At 70.2% G+C, this 18,734-nt stretch carries 16 protein-coding genes and 1 tRNA gene; 6 read left to right on the plus strand and 11 right to left on the minus strand.

The window, feature by feature from the left end; translation table 11 throughout:
• Positions 1–14 precede the first annotated feature (14 nt).
• From CHB94_RS06670 to CHB94_RS06680, 3 genes are all read right to left on the minus strand, one after another.
• On the minus strand, positions 15–1,295 hold the full coding sequence (locus CHB94_RS06670) for a DUF445 domain-containing protein (RefSeq protein ID WP_089335787.1): 1,281 nt from the start codon (positions 1,293–1,295) through the stop codon (positions 15–17).
• A gap of 82 nt (positions 1,296–1,377) precedes the next feature.
• Entirely contained in the window at positions 1,378–2,724 is a 1,347-nt protein-coding gene (locus CHB94_RS06675) for a S1C family serine protease (RefSeq protein ID WP_254920448.1), read from the minus strand.
• 211 nt (positions 2,725–2,935) lie between these two features.
• Positions 2,936–3,847 (minus strand): universal stress protein, encoded by a 912-nt coding sequence (locus CHB94_RS06680; protein ID WP_254920449.1) that lies wholly within the window; start codon positions 3,845–3,847, stop codon positions 2,936–2,938.
• 152 nt (positions 3,848–3,999) lie between these two features.
• On the opposite strand from CHB94_RS06680, the gene CHB94_RS06685 reads away from it, so the two are divergent.
• Positions 4,000–4,680 (plus strand): hypothetical protein, encoded by a 681-nt coding sequence (locus CHB94_RS06685; protein WP_089335790.1) that lies wholly within the window; start codon positions 4,000–4,002, stop codon positions 4,678–4,680.
• A 254-nt stretch (positions 4,681–4,934) separates the two neighbouring features.
• Here CHB94_RS06685 and CHB94_RS06690 read toward each other — a convergent pair whose 3' ends face one another.
• Positions 4,935–5,702: a sulfite exporter TauE/SafE family protein gene (locus CHB94_RS06690; protein ID WP_089335791.1), complete on the minus strand. Its 768-nt coding sequence runs from the start codon at positions 5,700–5,702 to the stop codon at positions 4,935–4,937.
• 148 nt (positions 5,703–5,850) lie between these two features.
• On the minus strand, positions 5,851–6,477 hold the full coding sequence (locus tag CHB94_RS06695; protein WP_089335792.1) for a FadR/GntR family transcriptional regulator: 627 nt from the start codon (positions 6,475–6,477) through the stop codon (positions 5,851–5,853).
• Positions 6,478–6,590: 113 nt separating this feature from the next.
• Between CHB94_RS06695 and CHB94_RS06700 the strand changes: the two genes are divergently transcribed.
• Positions 6,591–7,946, plus strand: a complete 1,356-nt coding sequence (locus CHB94_RS06700) for an SLC13 family permease (protein WP_089335793.1) — start codon at positions 6,591–6,593, stop codon at positions 7,944–7,946.
• 25 nt (positions 7,947–7,971) lie between these two features.
• Here CHB94_RS06700 and CHB94_RS06705 read toward each other — a convergent pair whose 3' ends face one another.
• Positions 7,972–8,637 (minus strand): HAD-IA family hydrolase, encoded by a 666-nt coding sequence (locus CHB94_RS06705; RefSeq protein WP_089335794.1) that lies wholly within the window; start codon positions 8,635–8,637, stop codon positions 7,972–7,974.
• Positions 8,638–9,062: 425 nt separating this feature from the next.
• Between CHB94_RS06705 and CHB94_RS06710 the strand changes: the two genes are divergently transcribed.
• The 4 genes from CHB94_RS06710 (at position 9,063) to CHB94_RS06730 (ending at position 12,835) form a co-directional block, all read left to right on the plus strand.
• Positions 9,063–9,133: transfer RNA gene (locus CHB94_RS06710), tRNA-Thr, on the plus strand.
• A gap of 919 nt (positions 9,134–10,052) precedes the next feature.
• Positions 10,053–10,805 carry a DUF5131 family protein gene (locus CHB94_RS06720; RefSeq protein ID WP_089335796.1) on the plus strand — a complete coding sequence of 251 codons (753 nt, stop codon included), beginning with the start codon at positions 10,053–10,055 and terminating at the stop codon, positions 10,803–10,805.
• A 175-nt stretch (positions 10,806–10,980) separates the two neighbouring features.
• Positions 10,981–11,556, plus strand: a complete 576-nt coding sequence (locus tag CHB94_RS06725; protein WP_089335832.1) for an RNA polymerase sigma factor — start codon at positions 10,981–10,983, stop codon at positions 11,554–11,556.
• On the plus strand, positions 11,546–12,835 hold the full coding sequence (locus CHB94_RS06730) for a hypothetical protein (RefSeq protein WP_089335797.1): 1,290 nt from the start codon (positions 11,546–11,548) through the stop codon (positions 12,833–12,835). The genes CHB94_RS06725 and CHB94_RS06730 overlap by 11 nt, the downstream gene beginning before the upstream one ends.
• Before the next feature lie 75 nt (positions 12,836–12,910).
• On the opposite strand, the gene tcmP is transcribed toward CHB94_RS06730, so the two are convergent.
• The 5 genes from tcmP to CHB94_RS06755 form a co-directional block, all read right to left on the minus strand.
• Positions 12,911–14,077 carry a three-Cys-motif partner protein TcmP gene (gene tcmP / locus CHB94_RS06735; RefSeq protein WP_089335798.1) on the minus strand — a complete coding sequence of 389 codons (1,167 nt, stop codon included), beginning with the start codon at positions 14,075–14,077 and terminating at the stop codon, positions 12,911–12,913.
• Positions 14,078–14,145: 68 nt separating this feature from the next.
• Entirely contained in the window at positions 14,146–14,592 is a 447-nt protein-coding gene (locus CHB94_RS06740) for a hypothetical protein (protein WP_089335799.1), read from the minus strand.
• Positions 14,589–16,655 carry a hypothetical protein gene (locus tag CHB94_RS06745; RefSeq protein WP_089335800.1) on the minus strand — a complete coding sequence of 689 codons (2,067 nt, stop codon included), beginning with the start codon at positions 16,653–16,655 and terminating at the stop codon, positions 14,589–14,591. Before CHB94_RS06745 ends, CHB94_RS06740 begins: the two co-directional genes overlap by 4 nt.
• Positions 16,652–18,364, minus strand: coding sequence for a hypothetical protein (locus CHB94_RS06750; RefSeq protein WP_141137442.1), 1,713 nt, complete (start codon positions 18,362–18,364; stop codon positions 16,652–16,654). Before CHB94_RS06750 ends, CHB94_RS06745 begins: the two co-directional genes overlap by 4 nt.
• Positions 18,361–18,630, minus strand: a complete 270-nt coding sequence (locus CHB94_RS06755) for a hypothetical protein (RefSeq protein ID WP_089335802.1) — start codon at positions 18,628–18,630, stop codon at positions 18,361–18,363. Before CHB94_RS06755 ends, CHB94_RS06750 begins: the two co-directional genes overlap by 4 nt.
• Positions 18,631–18,734 lie beyond the last annotated feature (104 nt).

An 18,734-nucleotide genomic window follows, 5' to 3' on the forward strand; every position in this document is an offset into this window, starting at 1 on the left:
TCGGGCCCCGCTCGTCACGACAGAGCTTGCGCGACGGTGTAGATCACCAGGCCGGCCAGGCCGCCCACGACGGTGCCGTTGACGCGGATCCACTGCAGGTCGCGGCCGACCTGGAGCTCGATCCGTCGGCTGGTCTCCTCGGTGTCCCACCGGGCCACGGTGCTGCTGACCAGGTCGGCCAGGTCGCCGGAGAACCGCTCGACGAGGTAGCCCCCGATGGTGTGCGCGTGTCGCTGCACCAGCTCCCGCACGGTGGGGTCGGACCGCAGCAGCTCGGCGAGCTGGGTGATCATCCCGGCCACCCGGCCGCGCAGCTCCGAGTCCGGGTCCGCGGCGGCGGCCAGGAACGCCGTCTTCGCGTTCGACCACAGTGACCCCGACCAGGTGCGGACGGCGGGGTGCTCCAGCAGCTCCTTCTTCAGATCCTCGATGCGCGCGGCGCTGTCGGGGTCGGTCCGCAGCGCGCGCACGTAGACGCGGAGCCGAGCGTCGTAGGAACGGCGCAACTCGTGCCGCGGGTCGTCGCCGACCTCGTCGAGGAAGGTCTGGACGCCGGCGAACACCCGGTCGAACACCTGGTCGTCGACCCAGTCGGGTACCCACGCGGGGGAGGCGTCGCCCAGCTGGGCACGGAAGACCACCCGGTTCTCGTGCAGGAAGCGGGACAGCAGCCGCAGCGCGGCCGACAGCACTTCCTGGTGCCGGTCGCCCTCGACGACGAGCTCGAGGACGCGGGCCAGGACCGGTGCGGCCGGGGTGTCGTGCAGCTTGCGGTCGACGAGGGCAGCGACCGCCGGTTCCAGCTCCTCGTCGCGCAGCAGCCCGGCGAGTGCGGTGACCGCGGCGGACGCGTCGCCGGCCAGCCGCTCGGCGCGGCCAGGAGCGCTGAGGAACCCACCGAGCCGGCCGGGGACGTCGATGGTGATCAGCTTCTCCTCGACCACCGTCCGGGTCAGGAAGTTCTCCTGGACGAAGGTGCCCAGGCTCGCCCCGATCTGGTCCTTCTTGCGCGGGATGATCGCGGTATGCGGGATGGGCAGCCGCAACGGGTGCCGGAACAGCGCGGTGACGGCGAACCAGTCGGCGAGCGCGCCCACCATCGAGGCCTCGGCGGTGGCGCGGACGTAGCCGACCCAGGCGCCGGCGTCCTCGCCCAGCAGCACGCAGGCGAGGAAGACGGCGGCGGCGACCCCGAACAGCCCGGTCGCCAGCCGCTTCATGCGGGAGAGGTCGCGGGCCCGCTCCGGGTCGTCCAGCGAGCTCGCGAGGGGGACGGTCGGTCGGGTAGCCGGCACCCGTAGGAGCCTAGAGAAAGGACCCCCCTGGCCCCCCACCGCTCGCAGGCTCGCGGCGGGACCTGCAGGGGGGCCGCGGGGCTCACTGGGTGGTGCCGAGGGTGACCTCCGCCGTCCGGGTCTGGTCGCCTCGCCGGACGGTCAGCTCGACCGTCTCACCCGGGGCCTGGCTCCGTACGGCCGCGGTGAGCTCGGTGGAAGTGGTCACCGGCCGGTCGCCGACCGCGGTGATGACATCGCCCTCCTGCAGGCCGGCGTCGGCCGCGGCGCTCCCCGGCTCGACCGAGACGATCTGCGCGCCGGTGCCGACCTCGCCGTTCTGGCCGTCCGCGGCGGTGCGGGCGCGTACGCCGAGCAAGGCATGGGTCGCCGAGCCGGTCCCGATGATCTCCTGGGCGATGCGCTCGGCGGTGTTGCTCGGGATGGCGAAACCGACGCCGATGTTCCCGCTCTGCGACTGCGAGCCCGGCACCCCCGAGGCGACGGTCGCGATGGCGGTGTTGATGCCGATCACCTCTCCGGCCCCGTTCACCAGCGCGCCACCGGAGTTGCCCGGGTTGATGGCCGCATCGGTCTGCAGGGCGTCGATCACGGTCGCGTCGTCCTGGGTCGAGCCGGTGGCGACGGCCCGGTTGGTCGCGCTGATGATCCCGTCGGTGACGGTGTTCGACAGGCCCAGCGGGGCGCCGATCGCCACCGCGACGTCCCCGACCTGCACGTCGTCGGAGTCGGCGAACGTCGCCGGGTTGAGATCCTCGGCGCCGTCCAGGCGGACGACGGCGAGGTCGGACGCGGCGTCGGTGCCGACGACGGTGGCGTCGTAGAGGGTGCCGTCGGACGTGCGGACCTGCACGCTGCCCGACCGGCCACCCTCGGCGACGACGTGGTTGTTGGTGAGCACGTAGCCGTCTTCGGTGAGGACGACGCCGGAGCCGCTGCCCGAGCCGGAGCCGCTCGTCACGTAGATCGTCACCACGCTGGGGGCCGCCTTCGCAGCGGCTGCGGTCGCCGTGGTCGCCGTCTGCGGATCCTCGATGATGACGTTCTGCGCCACCGCGCCGGTCCGCGGCGTGCCCGACGGATCGTCGAGCAGGGTGGCCACGCCGGCGCCGGCGCCGCCGCCGATCAGCGCACCGGCCACGAGACCGGCCAGACCGATCCGCAAGCGACCCGGCCGACGGGATTCGGAGGGGGCCGCCGGTCCCGATGCCTCCGGTGCGGGCACGGGGTGTCCGCCGTAGCCGGGGTAGGACGGCGGCTGGGGGACCGTCGCCTGGGCATGTGGTGGAGCCCAGGGGGAGGGGCCGAGGGTGCCGTACTGACCGGGCGCCGACGGGGTCGGGACGGGGTTGACCGGCTCGCCGCGGCCCGGCTCGGGCCCCTGTCCGATTCCGGCCCCCGGAACTGTCGGGTGGCGCTGCTCAGTCACTTCGTTGTCCTCCCCTGCGTGCAGCCGGGCGGCCGCGGTGGCTCCACTGTCCGGCCGTGGTCTTGTGCAGCGCTGTACGTGCCCTGTGACATTCCTGGACGGCCGGGACCGCTTGTGCAGAGCGCGGCACAGCGCCGGACACTGCCTACCTCGGCAGGCAGTGGTCCGGACCGGCAGGGGTGCGGCAGTGCGGTCGGTGGGAGCCCTACGGTCAGCCCACCGCGATGATCTCCTCGCGCGGTTCCTGCTCCCCGCGGTGGACCCGCGGGATCAGCGCCATGGGCGAGGTGCAGTGCCTCAGCAGCCAGAGGTGGGTTCCGTCGAGGGCACGGTGCAACAGGCTCCCGCGTCCGACACTGATCACCAGGAGCGGAGCCGGGCAGGTGGCGGCCAACAGCTGCTCCGCCCGGGCGCCGGGCAGGTCCTTGCGGGAGACGTCGAGCCCCGGGTGCCGGCGCTCCCATTCGCCGTTGTCGTCGACCCAGCTGCCGGGGAGTCTGCGCCGGGGCGGGCGGGTCTGGAGCACCGTCAGACCGACCCCCGACCGTTGGGCGGACTCGGCGGCGAACGTGGCCACGGCTTCGTCGTCGGCCTGGTCGCCGACCCCCAGCACCGCGACGGTCGGGCGGCCGTCGGCACCGTCGGGGCGGCGGCGGGGGACCACGACCACCGGCTGCGGTGACCGGGCGGCCACATGGACGGCCACGGAGGCGAGCACGAGCTCGTCGGCGGCACCGGTCGCGGAGCTGCCGAGTACGACGAGCTGGCTGTCCGCCGCTGCCCGGAGCAGAGCGGTGGTGGGGTCACCGGGCACGATCTCCGTCGATGCCCGGAGTTCGTGATCGGTGTGCCGCGCCACGGTGTAGGCCTGCGCGGTGATGCGCCGGGCTGCGGCCAGTTCGGGCGGCGCAGCCCCGACGGTGCCGCGGTGCTTGAGGTAGGGCGCGGCGTGCAGGATCCGCAGCGGCGCCCGCCGCCGAGCCGCCTCCCGGCTCGCCCAGCGGACGGCGCTCAGACCGATCTCCGAACCGTCCACGCCGACCACCACCTCCGGCCCGGGCCGGTCCTGCGCAGGGGTCGCGCTCGGGTCGCCGAGCGGGGCGGTGGGAGTCGTGGTCGTCACGGTGCACCTCCGGTGGGCCAGGTGGTTCCGTCCCCCAACCGAGCGTCCTCGCCCCGGCCGTCCGAGGGAAGGGCTTCCCGTCGCCGGGTGCATCCTGGCCGTCGCAGGGGTAGGGATCGGGTCCTGTCCCCGGCGCCGCCCAGGAGGCGACCGTGCCCGTCCGCCGACCGTTCGCCCGGCTGCTGTGGTGGACCGGCACGCTCGGTGCCGGCGTGCTCGCCGTCGTCGGTGGGCTCGCCCTGCGCGGTCCCGGACTGGTCGGCGTCGGCATCGCCGGGACGCTGGCCGCCTGCATCGCCGTGGGGATCGCCAGGGACGCGCCCGGCCGGGACCGCCGGTCCGTGGTCGAGTCCGCCGTCCAGGCCTCGTGCTGGACGGTCGGCGTCCTGCTGGGGCTGGCCGGGGCAGCGGCGCTCGCCGGTGGCTCCGTGGCCCTCCTGGCCGGCGGCGCCTGCGGCATCGCCTGGCTGGTCAGGCACGTCGCGCGGTCACGGCCTTCCGCCGCCTCGGGTGCCGAGGTGCTCCGCCGGCCCGTGCCGCCGCCGGCCGGACCCATGGCCGCCGCCCCGTCTCCCCTCTCGGCGCTGACGACTTCGGCGCTCGGCCGCGAGTGGATGCGGACGACCGCCGGACTCGGCGGTCGGCTGACCCCGGCCGACCGTGCCGCGCTGGTCCAGCGCCGGCAGGAGACGCTCGACGAACTGGAACGCCGCGATCCGGCCGGCTTCACACGGTGGCTCGCCACCGGGCCCGCGTCCGGCAGCGACCCGGCGACCTACATCCACGCCCGCCCGGTGCGGGACGATCCGACGGCCGGGACCGACGCCGCCTGAGCGGAGGCTGGGGCCACGACCCGCTGACGACCGACCGACCGGGGCAACGGGACCACGCACCTCCGTTCGGCGGAGCGGGTCAGCGCGCGACCCAGCCTCTCGGGACGCCGGCGGGCGGTAGGACCGGCGGGGTGCAGACCGCCGCACTGCGCAGGCGCTTCACCTCCGGCCGGTCGCCCGGCTCTCGACAGTCCGGCCGGACGGCGGGCCTCGCCGTCACGCCGGCTGAGCAACTGACGCCACCGTGCCCGTGGTCAGACGAGCAGGGCCACTGCGGCGGTCCCGCCGGCGAGCACCACCGCGACCCGCAGCACCGTGGCGGGCAGGCGCCGAGCGATCCGCGCCCCCAGGTATCCACCACCGACCGAGCTCACCGCGAGCAGGGCCACGACGGACCAGTCGACCTCGGCCACGACCGCGAAGACGGCGCCGGCGACCACGTTCGAGGCCATGACGGAGAGGGTCCGCAGCGCGGCGACGAACCGGAAGTCGACGTCCAGCCCGAGCGCCAGGGTCGCGATCATCATCACGCCGGCCCCCGCGCCGAAGTAGCCGCCGTAGATGCCGGTGACGAAGACGAAGAAGGTGGTCAGCGGCCCGAGTGTGACGCGGGCGGACGACCGTCCCGACGACGCCCGCCGGCTCCCGAGCCAGGCCGACAGGCGCGGCTGGATCCCGACGAGCACGCAGGTGCCGAGGATCAGCCAGGGCACGACCGCCTCGAACACGCCGGGCGGCAGGGCCAGCAGGAGCGCCGCCCCCACGCTGCCGGCGATGCCCGCCAGCATGACGACGCGGTAGGTGAGACGGCGGTGGAGCCGCAACTCCCGGTGGAACCCCAGGGCAGCCCCCGCCCCCGCCGGCACCAGGCCGATGGTGTTGGAGGCGTTCGCCACCACGGGCGGCAGGCCGACGGCCAGCAGGATCGGGAAGCTCAGCAGAGAGGCCACGCCCACCGTGGAGGTGAGCAGCCCGGCTCCGAACCCGGCGAGGACGACCAGGAGCTGGTCCAGCCCGCTCATGATCCTCCTCGGTCGACAGCCACCGGCTCTGGCGCACTGGACAGACCACTCGACCAGACCTGCTGGCGCGCCGACCGTCGCCGACATGGCATCCGGCGGGGCGGGGCGGGATGACGGCCGGCGTGATCCCTCCGGTCCGGGCGGCGGCTCAAGCGGTGAGCTGACCGAGACACGCGGTCGCCGCAGCGCTGCCGTCGCCGCGGATGATCGCCTCGGCCAGGGCGTCGAGGGAGGCGCGGAGACGGGGTGAGTCCTGCGGGTCCGGCGCCTTCTCGGCGAGCATGTCGTCGAAATCGGCCAGCAGCTGGGATCCGGCCAGGCGGCGGATGCACCGCCACGTGTGCTCGAAGGTCCGGGCGCGGCCGTCGTCGGCCAGCATCGCCAGCCGTAGCGAGGACTGCGGATTGGTGGCAGCCGCGCGGGCGATGCCCGCCAGCATGGCTTCCCGGGCCGCGTACACCTCGTCCCGTGGCCGGCTCGCCAGCTGCTCGCCCAGCAGACCGGGCGCCTCGCCGATCGACGGAGCGGGGTCGCGCACGAGAGCGCCGACCCCGTGCCGGACCTCGATCCGGCCCCGGGTCTCCAGCGCCGCGAGCGCCCGGGACAGGGTGGCCCGGCTGACCCCCAGCTCGGTGGCGAGCTGTCGCTCCGAGGGCAGGCGGTCGCCGCCGACGAGCCCCTGCGCCTCGATGAAGTCGGAGATGTGGGCAGCGAGGCTCTCGTACAACCGTTCTCGGCGGACGGGCGACATCCGCCGTGGGGTGACCGAGGCCATAGGTGTCAGCTTAGGGTCGGAGTGGCTTGGTTGTCAGGTGGCTAGACCACTGGCAGTATGCGCGACGGCGACATGACCGTCGTCACAATCCCCTGCTCACCCCTAGGACTCCGTTGTCTCACGAACTGATCTCGCTCGCGGTACTCGCGATCGTGTTCCTCGTCGCGACCGTGCGTGGCGTCAACATGGGCGCGCTGGCGCTCGTGGCGGCGTTCATCGTGGGCGTGACGGTCTTCGCCCTGGACGCCGACGGCGTGCTCACCGGCTTCCCCGCCAACCTCTTCGTCATCCTGGTCGGCGTCACGTATCTGTTCGCCCTCGCCAAGAACAACGGCACGGTGGACTGGCTGGTGCACGGCGCCGTACGTGCGGTCGGCGGCCGCGTCGCACTCGTCCCCTGGGCGATGTTCCTGGTCTGTGCGCTCGTCACCGCGATCGGTGCCGTCAGCCCGGCCGCGGTCGCCATCGTCGCTCCCATCGCGATGGGTTTCGCGGCCCGCTACCGAATCCACCCGCTGATGATGGGCATGATGGTGGTGCAGGGGGCGACCGCCGGCAGCTTCTCGCCCATCGGCATCTTCGGCAGCATCACCAACGGCGTCGTCGAGCAGAACGACCTGCCCGGCAGCCCGGCCTTCCTGTTCGGGGCCACCTTCCTGGCGGCCACGGCCATCGCGGTCATCACCTACGTCGTCTTCGGCGGCCGAGAGCTGATGACCCGCGGCCGCGAAGACGCCCAGGTGGCCGCCCTGGCCACCGAGGCCGAGAAGCTGTCCTACGCCGCCACGCGGACGACGACCGGTGGTACCCCGCACTCGGCCGTGGAGGTGACCCGCACGGCGGGGTCGGGCGGCGACGCGGACGACGCCCACCGCCTCAACCCCGAGCGCATCGTCACCCTGCTCGGGCTCGTCGCCCTGATCGTCGGGGCGCTCGGCTTCGACCTCGACGTCGGCTTCACCGCTCTCACCATCGCCGTCGCCCTCACCCTGGCCTTCCCGAAGGCGGCCAAGGGCGCCGTGGAGAAGATCAGCTGGGGCACCGTGCTGCTCATCGGCGGCATCGTCACCTACGTCAACCTGCTCCAGGCCCAGGGCGTCGTCGACTGGCTGGGTGAGCGGGTCGCCGAGGTGGGTGCGCCCCTGGTCGCGGCCCTGCTGATCTGCCTGATCGGCGCCGTCGTCTCGGCGTTCGCCTCCACCACGGGGATCATCGGCGCGCTGATCCCGCTCGCCGTGCCCTTCCTCCTGACCGACCAGGTGAGCGCCATCGCCCTGATCGCCGCGCTCGGCATCTCCAGCTCGGTCGTCGACTGCAGCCCGTTCTCCACCAATGGCGCGCTCGTGGTGGCGAACGCCGATCCGAACGACCGGGACATGGTCTTCAAGCGGCTGATGCAGTGGGGCATGTCGATCGTCGTGGTCGCACCCATCGTGGTGTGGGCGGTGCTGGTGCTGCCCACCGCCTGAGCCCAGCCGCTTCGGCGGCCGGCGTTCACAGCGTCTGCAGGACCCCCGGAAGGTCCGCAGCCTCCTCGACCTCGAGGGACGGCTGCGGACCTTCCGCATCGACGACGTGGCCGCGGCGCACGAGGCGCACCGTGGTGATCCCGGCCTCCAGTGCGCCACGCACGTCCCGCGCCGAGGCGGCCACGTGCACGAGCCGGTCCGGGGCCACGGTCGCGGCTGCGCGCCGGTAGATCTCCTCGCTGGGCTTGTAGGCGCCCAACCGCTGCGAGGTCAGCAGCAGCTCCGACTCGACGAGACGTGCGGCGCGTGTGGTGCGGGCGAGCGGATCGTCGACGTTCGACAGGATGCCGACCCGGTGCGCGTCGGCCACGGCACGGACCGCGTCGGCGACGTCCGGCCACAGCGGCCATTCCGCTACGGACTCCTCGACGGTCGTCAGGTCGACGTCGACCGTCTCCTGACCCAGACCGAAGTCGTCATACGTCTGCGCCAGGGCCTGCCGGGACAGCTCGGAAAAGGTCACCGGGGGCCGGGCGGTGCGCTGCAGCCCCTTGTTGTGCCGGTCCCAGCGGTCGTAGAGCTCATCCCCGGTCCGATCCCACCCGCGACGAGCGGCCAGGTCGGCGAACACGGCCGAGCCGCCGGTGCGGCTGTCGGTCAGAGCGCTGAACAGGTCGAAGGTGACGATCACGCCGAGGAGTATCGCGGTTCCGCGCAGGGCTCCCGGGCGACGACCAGACGAAAACAGTGCGGGCGCGGGATCCCCGCGCCTCTTGTCGGTCGCGGGGCGCCTGCGGCCGCGCCCGAGGCGCAGCTCCGTCGGCGTTGTGGACATGCTGGCCGGCCGCCCAGCGCGCCGACCGTCCGACGTGACCAGTGCTGGCGCGTCGGCGGCGTCACCCCGGACCGGCGCCGGGTGGTCGTCTCCGCGTTGTCCCTATCCTTGTCCCGGGACGTGTTCCCATGTCTCGCCGACGTGGCGCAATTGGTAGCGCACCCGACTTTGGCCGTCGAAGCACCGTGTTACACGGGCCTGGTGTCCCACCTGCTGAGTGTCACGGCGGGTTAGGCTGCTCAGCGGCTGGGCGTCGTCGTGTTACACGTCCAGCCCGCTCTGCCGGAGTGGCGTAGTGGTAACGCAACTGTCTTGTAAACAGTAGTCGCGGGTTCGACTCCCGCCTTCGGCTCTCGTCCGGTCACAGCGTCGCAGTCGCCCGGTTGCAGGCACGCTCGATGGCCCCGCCCAGTCGACTAGCCTCGGCGGACACCGGTGCGAGGGGGAGCGAGTGGCCCAGGAAACAGAGCAGTGCACGTGCTGGCAGTTGCCTCTCACGACCGGGGAGCGTCGACCGGCGACATGGGTCTTCCTGCAAGATCGGATCGCCGTCACGACGAGGACCGGAGATCGTGCCGAGGGGACCGGCGAGGTCGCCTCGGCCGGACCGAGCATCCCGCTGGTCAGCGTCGAGGAGGACGACTCCAGTTGTTCTGGGGTTGCGCGCCCGACGACGTTGCCGCCGTTGAGGTCGTCACCCAGGTCGACGCTGAAGCAGTCGTCGACGCAGTCCGAGCAGCGCTCGCAGACCCGGCCAGTCGCCTCAACGATGGCCTCTACGCCTCCGTGGTGACCGGCGACCACGAGACCGTGGAGATCACCGTGAAGCGGAGGACGTGGGGTTGCAGCCCTTAGTAGCGGTGACCCGCTTCGGCGTTCAGCCCTGCGGATCGATGGCTGAACCCCGCCGGGTGTCATAGGGCGTCACTACGGTCCGCAGTGGATGGGATCGAGCGCATGACGACCCACGAACCGTCCCAGGGTCATGACAGGTCCCTGGGGCCGCTGGGCCTCTGGACCGCAGTAGCGGGCGACCCAGGAGGCTGCCCGAGCAGGATGACCGACGGCTCGGGCACCCCGCTCCGACCCCGATGGCCGGGGGCCGGAGCGGGGCCAGGTGAGCGCCCAGCAGCCTCCAGCCTTCGATCCTGCCGGGACTGGTGGCGCAGGTGAGGCGATGTCAGAGCGACCATCTACGTTCGCGGCGTCCGGAATGAACGTGGACGCTGCCGATAGCGTCCACGGGTCCGGGCAAGCGAGGGGGTGGGGACGTGGCGAGCAAGAGCACCATCGAGTGGACCGAAGTCACATGGAACCCCACGACCGGCTGCGACCGAGTTTCAGTGGGCTGCGACAACTGCTACGCGCTGACCCTGGCCAAGCGGCTCAAGGCGATGGGCGCCGAGAAGTACCAGAACGATGGGGACCCTCGAACCAGTGGCCCTGGATTCGGCGTAACCGTTCACCCGCACGCGCTCTCGGCGCCGTTGTCCTGGCGCCAGCCCCGGCTCGTCTTCGTGAACTCGATGAGCGACCTGTTCCACGCCCGAGTTCCGCTGGACTTCGTGCGTCAGGTCTTCGCTGTCATGGCAGCCACGCCTCAGCACACCTACCAAGTGCTCACCAAGCGCGCCGCACGCATGCGGAAGGTCGCTGACCAGTTGGACTGGCCGGACAACGTCTGGATGGGCGTCAGCGTCGAGAACAGCGACGCATTCGACCGGATCGACGACTTACGCGGCGTTCCGGCGGCCGTTCGCTTCCTGTCGTGCGAGCCGCTGCTAGGGCCGCTCGATGGCATCAACCTGGATGGCATCGATTGGGTCATCGCCGGTGGTGAGAGTGGCTCAGGGCACCGGCCGCTGGACCCGGAATGGGTTATCAACCTTCGGGATGACTGCCAGGTGGCGCGAGTCCCGTTCTTCTTCAAGCAGTGGGGTGGTCGCACACCGAAGGCGGGTGGCCGCACGCTTGATGGGCTCGTCTGGGACGAAATGCCCGCGCGGGGGCGCGCTACAGCCTAGGACCTGCGTCCTAGAAGCGTGATCATCAGGGACGATCCACGTCTCACTCGGTGGGCCTACATTGCCGAAACCAGCCGGACCTCGGTGGTTGTCGCGGCCCACCTGGGGCGTATGAGGCGCATGGGGTTGCCCTGTAACGATCCGCCCGAGCCGGACATGTAGGGGTGTGATCGCGATGCGAGGGCAGCCACCGCCCACAACCGACCGTCAACCTTTATCCGCAGAGGACCTCTTCGAGGACGCCTACCGGAGTTCCGGCACCGCCGTGCTGGGCTACGCCCTGAGGCGGTCGGCGTCCCGCGAGGACGCCCTCGACGTCGTGGCGGAAACCTTCGCGACAGCCTGGCGGCGACGGACGGACATGCCAGCCGACCCGCAAGAGGCCCGGCCTTGGTTGTTCGGCATCGCCCGGCTCTGCCTGGCCAACGCGGCTCGCAGTACCCATCGGGCGAGTCGCCTCGGTGAGCGGCTGGCCGACTCGTTCGCAGGCGCGGCGATCCCCGACCCCTCTGCGATCCACGAGCACCGCACCGAGCAGCAACGGGTGAGCGAGGCAGTCGGGCAACTCTCACCCGAGGACCAGGAACTCGTGTCGCTGATCGCGTGGGAGGGCCTGACGCCAGCCCAGGCCGCCACGGCCCTCGGCTTGTCCCCCGGCACTGCTCGCGTCCGACTGCATCGAGCCCGCACCCGGCTCCGGGCAGAACTCTCAACCCTCACGCACGTCCAGGAGGCCGACCGTGATCACTGATCGAGAACTGGACCGGCTGCTTGCCGGTGCCGCTGGCGTCCACGATGCAGACCTTCCAGCCTTGCCCGAGGACTTCCTCCATGACGTGAAGGCCCTTGCCGGGAGCGAGCGGATGGCGTTGGTTGACACCGGCGAGAGTGAGCCAGCGTCAGTCATCGCCGCCCGCCAACTCGTTTCCGACGCACGCGCTGCGCACGCTTCAGCGCGGGCACGGCATCGGCGCCCGAGCAGGAGGGTCGTCGTACGCGTGGGCGCAGCGGTGCTCGCCGTCGCCGCCGCCTGGACGACGGCTGTCGTCGTCGCTCCTTCGGACAGCAGGACGCCCGGCGGGGAGACCGCAGCGCCGTCGGACAGCACGCAGACGCCGGGCGACCAGACCGAGGCGCCGCTTTCCGGACCGGTCATTGTCGACGGCATGACACTGGTGGCCGCCGAGCGAGTTACCTTCCCGGTGTCCGTGGACCCGGTGCCGGAGGGCTTGATGCCGTCCTTCCGCCGAGGTGGGGGACCGACCCCCTTCGGGGACTACCCGGTCACGTGGTCAGCCGCGTACCAGTCCACCGACGGTGACGGGTTCTGGTTCGAGATCCTCCCGGACGATCCAAGGGAGGAGTGGGACTACGAGCACGAGTTGCCACAGTGGACCTACGACAACTCCGAGATCACCGAGACTGGGACGGTGAGCGTCGGCGGCATCGAGGCGGACCTAGTCCGTGGCGACTACGACCGGCCGCATTGCACGTATGAGCCTTCGACGCCGGTGCAGACCGAGGAGCCCGAGGAGGTGTGCACCTCCTCGTTCGCGGACCTGTTCTGGGAGCGCCCGGACGGCCAGTGGGTGTGGCTTCGGGGTGAGGACGAGTACAGCGAGACCGCCGCCGTTGTCGCGGTCGCGGAGTCCATGGTCGACCGCCCCCAGCCGGTGGACTTGCAGATCGGCTTGTCCCCCGAGGGCTGGTCGCTGAGTTACTACGAGGAGAGAGCCATCTCCTTCGTCAACAGCACGGATCCGAACCAACGACTGGCCGTCGGACTAGCGGAGCGCTGGCGGCGGGAGACTGTGGAGAACGCCTTCCAGGGAATGTATGAGGGCGCGGAGCAGTGGGTGACGGTGAACAACCGACCGGCCAAGGTCGTCCTGGTCGACCAGGGGGATCTCAAGGAGTGGTTCCTGGCAGGAGAACTCGAAGGAGGAGCGATCTTCCACCTTCAGGTGCCGGAGACCTTCACGCAGGCGCAGATCGTCGCGGTCGCAGAACAGGTCACGTACACACCATGAACAGTCGGCCCGGCGTCTCCTTCGGGAAGCGCCGGGCCGCAGTTCTCAACTCTCATAGGGGACCGTCGGAAGGGTTCAGGCTGGCGGCAAGACGACAAGTTCGCGGGTCTTCTTGACGCCACCTACCCCAGTCGTGGCGGTACCGCCTTGTCGGTGTAGTTCCTTCACCGCCTTGCGAACCACCATCTCCCTGACCTGTCCGTAGAACTCGCCGAAGACGAGCCTCGTGTGGTCGACCACTCGGAACCCGGCGGGGTAGGAGTGCAGAAGGGACCGCAGGTTGTCGGTGATGACCGGCAGGGCGGCCTCCTCGACGGTCTCCAGTACGGGGCGGACCGTGGCCGTGGTGGTGAACAGCGTCCCCTGGTCCTCCTCGGCCTGCGCATCTACCTCGACCTCCTCCAGGGTGTCCCACCACGCCTGCGTGCTCCGTGCGACCGCGTCGCCGAACACCCAGAGGCCATGGGGCGCCCGTGTACCGAAGATGAGGTCGTAGACCGGCTTGTGCGTGGGCGCTCGCCGCACCGGGACAGGCACCAGGTCCATACCGGTGGCGGTGGACAGACGCTCGGAGAAGCCAGCAACAACCGCCTCTACGGCGGCGTCGGTCACCCCGCCCGCGAAGCCCTCCCGCCACCAGGGGCCGCCGACGGTGGTGTCCATCCGCTTCAGGGTCGCCTCGTTGGGCTGGCTGGCGGTGATGTGCCCACCGATGCGACGTACGGCTTCCAGGCTGAAGTTGAGCAGGAACTCCGTGGGCGGCCAGCCCTTCTTGCGCTCGCCGTTGAGGAGTCCGCTCATCCGGTCGAACGGCAGGCCCAGCCCGCACGGGTCCAGGAACAGGAACAGGGGGCATCCGACGGCGGAGGCGACCACGCGGTCCAGGACGTCTTGCACGTTTCCCCGGTGGGCGTGGGCGGTCACGCCCTTTGCGGCGTACTCGCCGACGACACTGGCGAGGACGCGGGCCGATTCAGCGTCCTGCTCAACGAAGAAGCAGGTCCATGCCAGGTTGACGCTCTCGTACTGCGCCTGCGCGACCATCATGATCTTTTCCGCAGACGCGGGGGTGCCATCGGCGTACCGCCCTCGGCCGGCGTAGCCGTCGAGGTAAACAACCCGACGCCCGACTGAGCCGGTCATCCCGGCGAACGGGGGCACGTACTTGTCGAGCAGGGTGTGCTTGAAGACGCTTGGTAACGCCTGTCCGGACCAATACTTGTCTCTTGCCCCCGTCGCCATGCGTGCCCCCTCACGGTTTGAGCGAAGCGTGCCAGACGACGGCGACAGCACTCAGCCGACGCCCATGGTCACGTGCGGCGTTTCGCGCCGTCCAGTCGCGTGACAGATCGCTCCGCTTCGAGTTCCTCGCGGAGTAAGCGGTTCTGCTCGGCGAGGAACATAATCTGACTGGCAGCCCGGTCGCGCTCGCCTCGGGCGGTCTCCCTTTCCTCGCGGTACCGCCGCGCGAGCCGCTTCGCCTCTGCGAGGTCCGCTCGCAGCCGTTGGATCTGGGCTTCGCGCTTGTCTGGCATTTCGTCGCTCTGCCGCAAGGCGTCAGCCCGCCGCTCGAAGTCTTCGGCGATCGCGACGTACTCGCTGCGGTAAAGGTAGTTGCGGGGGACGCCTGCCTCCGTTGCCAGGGACTTGAGCGTCAACTTCCCGTCGCTGACGGCAGCGTCTCCAGAGAGGATGCGGACGGCGGCCTCTTCGAGTCGTCGCCGGTTCCGTTGTGTGGCGTTCTCGGCCTCGGTCACGACTCCTCCTGGGCGAGTAGCGGCTCGATAAGGGTTTCGACTTCGCGGATCTTCTGCTGCACGCGCTGACGTTCACCTGCGGGTATCCGGCGGTCGGACAGTGAGACTTTGAGCGACTTCAGCCCACCGACCCACACGGGAGCGTGCTCGCGATGAATGGTCGCGTTGGCACACTTCGTTGGCTCGCATGACCCCACGAGCGGCCGGGTTTTGTCCGCCACGCCGCGCAAGCATCTGGCGCGGCTGGGATCGGTGAACCAGCAATGGGCCAGCGGGCCGATGTGCAGGGTGTCGGTACGAGCCTTCAACAGCGCCCTGACGGCATCGTCGCGGTCGCGCACCTGCGGGGTGTCACTGGCGTCGGCGAGACCGGCGTCAGCGATGGCGGCGGCGAGGCTTGCTGCACCGAGACCGATAACCGGCTCTCCTCGTTCGGCCGCGTCGATGACGCGCTCGACTGCTGCCGCCGTGGCCTGACGGCGTTCGTTCTCCACCTCCGCTTGAAAGGCTGCGACGGACTCGCCGTGCTTTCCGGCATAGCCCTCGGTCGTGGCCACCGAGATGTGCTTGAGGTGGATCTTTCCGGCGATCACACCATTGGGGCGCCAGCCGATCTCACGGGCCAACTTCCTCCGAAACTGGCGAGGAACCAGGTTCCACTCCGCTGGGATCGGCTGTAGCCCAGCCATGCCACCGTTCTCGGCGACCCATGTTCGGAACTCGGTGTAGAGCGGGGAGAAGGCGCTCAGTAGGAGTGGATTCCGGTTGGTGGTCAGCGCCTCCGCGAGTTCGATGGCTTGTGTCACCTCATCGACGATCACCCAGGTCTCTCGGCGTCCCCCCGGCGGTTCTCCCTTAAGGAGGCTGCTTTGAATCCGGCGGCGGATGACGCCGGGCGCGAACTCCTCGCGCCTGATGGAGTTGCGTTCGACGGCGGCGATCTCACTGCTACGCATTCCTGACAGCGCGGCCACGACGATGTAACAGGCTGTGCGGACGAGGTTGGTCATGCCCGCGAGGGAGTCGAGGCTGAACTCGCCGCGCCAGGGCCGCGCCCCTTGAGCGCCTTCGCTCGAAACGACGGGGCTGATCTCGGTGTGGATTCCGCCCCTAGCGACGCCTAGCGTTCTGGCCGCGCGCTGGATGGCGTCCAGGCGCTCCGGCTTCAGCAGCACGTCCGGATCCTTGGCCCCAATGTTGAGCGCGATGGTCGCTCGGCAGACGTCGCCGCCGATCCGGTTCTTGCGGGGGGCGGCTGCTGGCAGTTTGCGCCCCTCGGCCCGCAGCCGTTCGAGGTAGTCCGCCAGTGCGTCGTCCACGCGTCGGTCGCCAGGAGCGCCACGCTGCGCTGGTGCGCTGCGGAGCCGCTCGACCTCGTGCTTAGCGGCCAGTAGGTCCGGCCCGGCAACCTGAACGAGGAACAGCGCGGCGGCCAGGAGGGGGGCGAAGACCTCGTCCGGGATCAGCGGGGTCTTGTTCCCATTGGACCCAACGCGGGGTTCACCGGCGGCGGCGACGGCGCTGCTGTCACCCCAGGGCCGAAAGTCTGGTGCGTATGCGTCGTGCGTCAACAGCGACCGGTAGTCGGCGAACACCCTCAGGGCGCTGACGGCGATGTGGCGTGACTCGGGTGTGATCGTGTCTAGGAAGCCGTCGCAGACACCTTGGGTGACCCGGCTCAACGAGCGCACCGCCTGGTCGTCGAGGTATGCGAACCAGCGTCGCCAGTAGGAAAGGCGCTGCGGCGAAAGTGCCCATGGTGGATACCCCGACCGGCGGGCGTCGGGCAGGTGGTGCTGGATGCCGATTCGCGGCTGCATGAGGCACAGAGCCACCTCCTTGGCGGTGATGCGCCACAGAGGGTTCCTGATACCGGCCCAGTTGACGACCGTGTATCGAGCGTATGCGGGCCATACGTCGAGCGCTCCGAGGTCCCAGCGGTCGCTGCTGAACGGGACGACGCTGCTGTCGGCGGGAGCCGTCCAAGGTAGATACCGGAGGACGTCGAGGTCGGGTGGGAACAGAGCCGACTCAAGGGGTGCGGCGTGCACATTGATCGTCATGCGAGTTGCTCTCCGGGTCCGAGTGGCAGGGCGGCTGTTTCGTCGGCGATGACAGCGTTGGCCTGGTGAAGGGCAGCGGCCGAGTAGCGCGGCAGAATCCGTGTCGTCAGTTGCACCCAGGCCGCCCCGTAGACGCTCAGCCACTCGCTCTGAGGAAGGTCGTCGGCCCGCCTGCGGATGTACGCCTCCAGTCGGAGCAGATTGGGCAACTTGGCTGGCGTGATGACGGCGAGCGGGCAGACGAGACACGACCAGACGCTGGCTGTGCAGAAGTTGCCCTTCGTGACGAAAGGTGAGTCGTACGGGTCCCGGCAAGTTGCCGCGAACATGTCCCATTCACCCGAGGTCGAACGGGCCTCCCGCCGACGCAGCACATCTGGGCCGTCTACGGCGTCTGCAAGCCGCTCGTCGTCTGTGAGGATGAGAGCCACCGTTTCGGCCCGGCGCAAGAGGTCCTGCTGAGCGGCCTCGACCGTCTCCGCCATGACCTCGGGGTCTGCCGAGCGCGTCAGGTAGTGGTCCCCTTCGACCGTCGCAGTGCGGTTTGGGTCAATGGTGACGGCGCCATGCCAATCGCGGCCCTTGCGCTCGGTCCACGTCGTCCGAAGGCGGCGAAGGTCAAGCGGCAGCGGCTGGCCGTCGTCGTCAGTAAGTGCTGTCCGCTCGATGAAGCGTCGACGGTGCTTCCCCCATCTCCAGTCCGCGAAGTCGGCGACCGCGCCGCCCCCTGCCTCGGTGAAACAGATCCACAACTGCGACTCGTCGTCCATGAGTGACCGCAAGCGTTCCGACGTCCGCAACCAGTCGCGCAGCAGCGCAGGCCCACTCCACGGGCCTGTCTCTCTGTAGCCCATCGCCTGACGGTCTGACGCGCGACGCTTGCGGAAGGCGACGCGCAACTGCCGCTTGCCCTGCCATTCGAAGTCGGCAGTCATGAGCGCGTTCATGCTCTCGGGAGGCAATCCGAACTCCAGACCGAGCAGCACGCGATAGGCAAGGGCTGTGTCCATGTCGGGCAGCAGGGCTCGGCGGTAAGCCCTGAAGGCATCCGAGTCGACGAGCCACCCGTCGGGATGGCGCTGACGCAGAACCTCAACCGAATCGAGACTGGAGCCCGCGAGCCACCGCAACCAGGTCTCGCTCCCGCCAGCCGACGGGCCGGTCTCGGACAGCAGTGCGGCAACCCGGCGCTGCTCCACTCGCGCCGCCCGTACGATCTCCTTGCACTTCGCGACCAGGCGCGTGTACTCGCCATGCGAGTACGCGGCAAGGGGGGTGCTGCGCGCGTTCTCCGCGCTGACGCGCCTACCTGCTAGATGGGGCGTCACATCGGACGGGACGGGGCGACTCACTCCCGCTGTGGGCGTCGCTGCCGCGAGCAAGATCCGGTTTCGGTTCTCGACGTCGCGCTTCTCCTGCTGCCAGTAGTCGTACAGCCGCTCCACCGTCAGGTCTCGCAGATCGCCACGGAAGCCGTCGTCGTCCAGCCACCTGGCGAAGCGGCCGATCGCATCGCGGTACTTCTTCGCGGTCCACGCGGTCTTGACCGTCCCACCCGCGTTGGTCAAGGACAGCAAGGCGAGGGCCAGGGGACGCACCACTCCTGGGCAGGGGAGATGGCTGAGGTCCAGTCGGAGTGGCTCGTCGCCTTCGAAGCGCAGGTGCAGGGCGAGCGGTACTTCGACGAGTCCGTGGCGTGGTGTGGTCATGACGCGCCCGCCAGGTCCTCTGCGTCGAAGTCCTCCTCATTGGCGAGCAGTTCCATCTCGGCCTCGGTGATGATCCTCGCCGGGTCCTGGAGAGCGAGGTAGACCTCCGTCGTCTGGAGGCTGCTGTGTCCTAGCAGGTCCCTCAGGATGAGCAGGGGGTCCTTCCGCCGCAGGATCGCCATGAGGAGCGGGTCTCGGCCGCTGAGTTCGGCCAGCCGCTCGGCCCGCGACAGGGAGCCCCTAGTCAGTTCGTTGAGGGTCTCCACGGCGAACGTGGAGGTTGTCCCGAGTTCCGTAGAACTTCGGTGGCGGCCCGTTGTGCGTCAGGCTGCGACGACCTCCCCATCGTGCATGACGGGTGTGACAGTTC

The sequence above is a fragment of the Blastococcus mobilis genome (assembly GCF_900188025.1).
Taxonomy (GTDB): Bacteria; Actinomycetota; Actinomycetes; order Mycobacteriales; family Geodermatophilaceae; genus Blastococcus_B; species Blastococcus_B mobilis.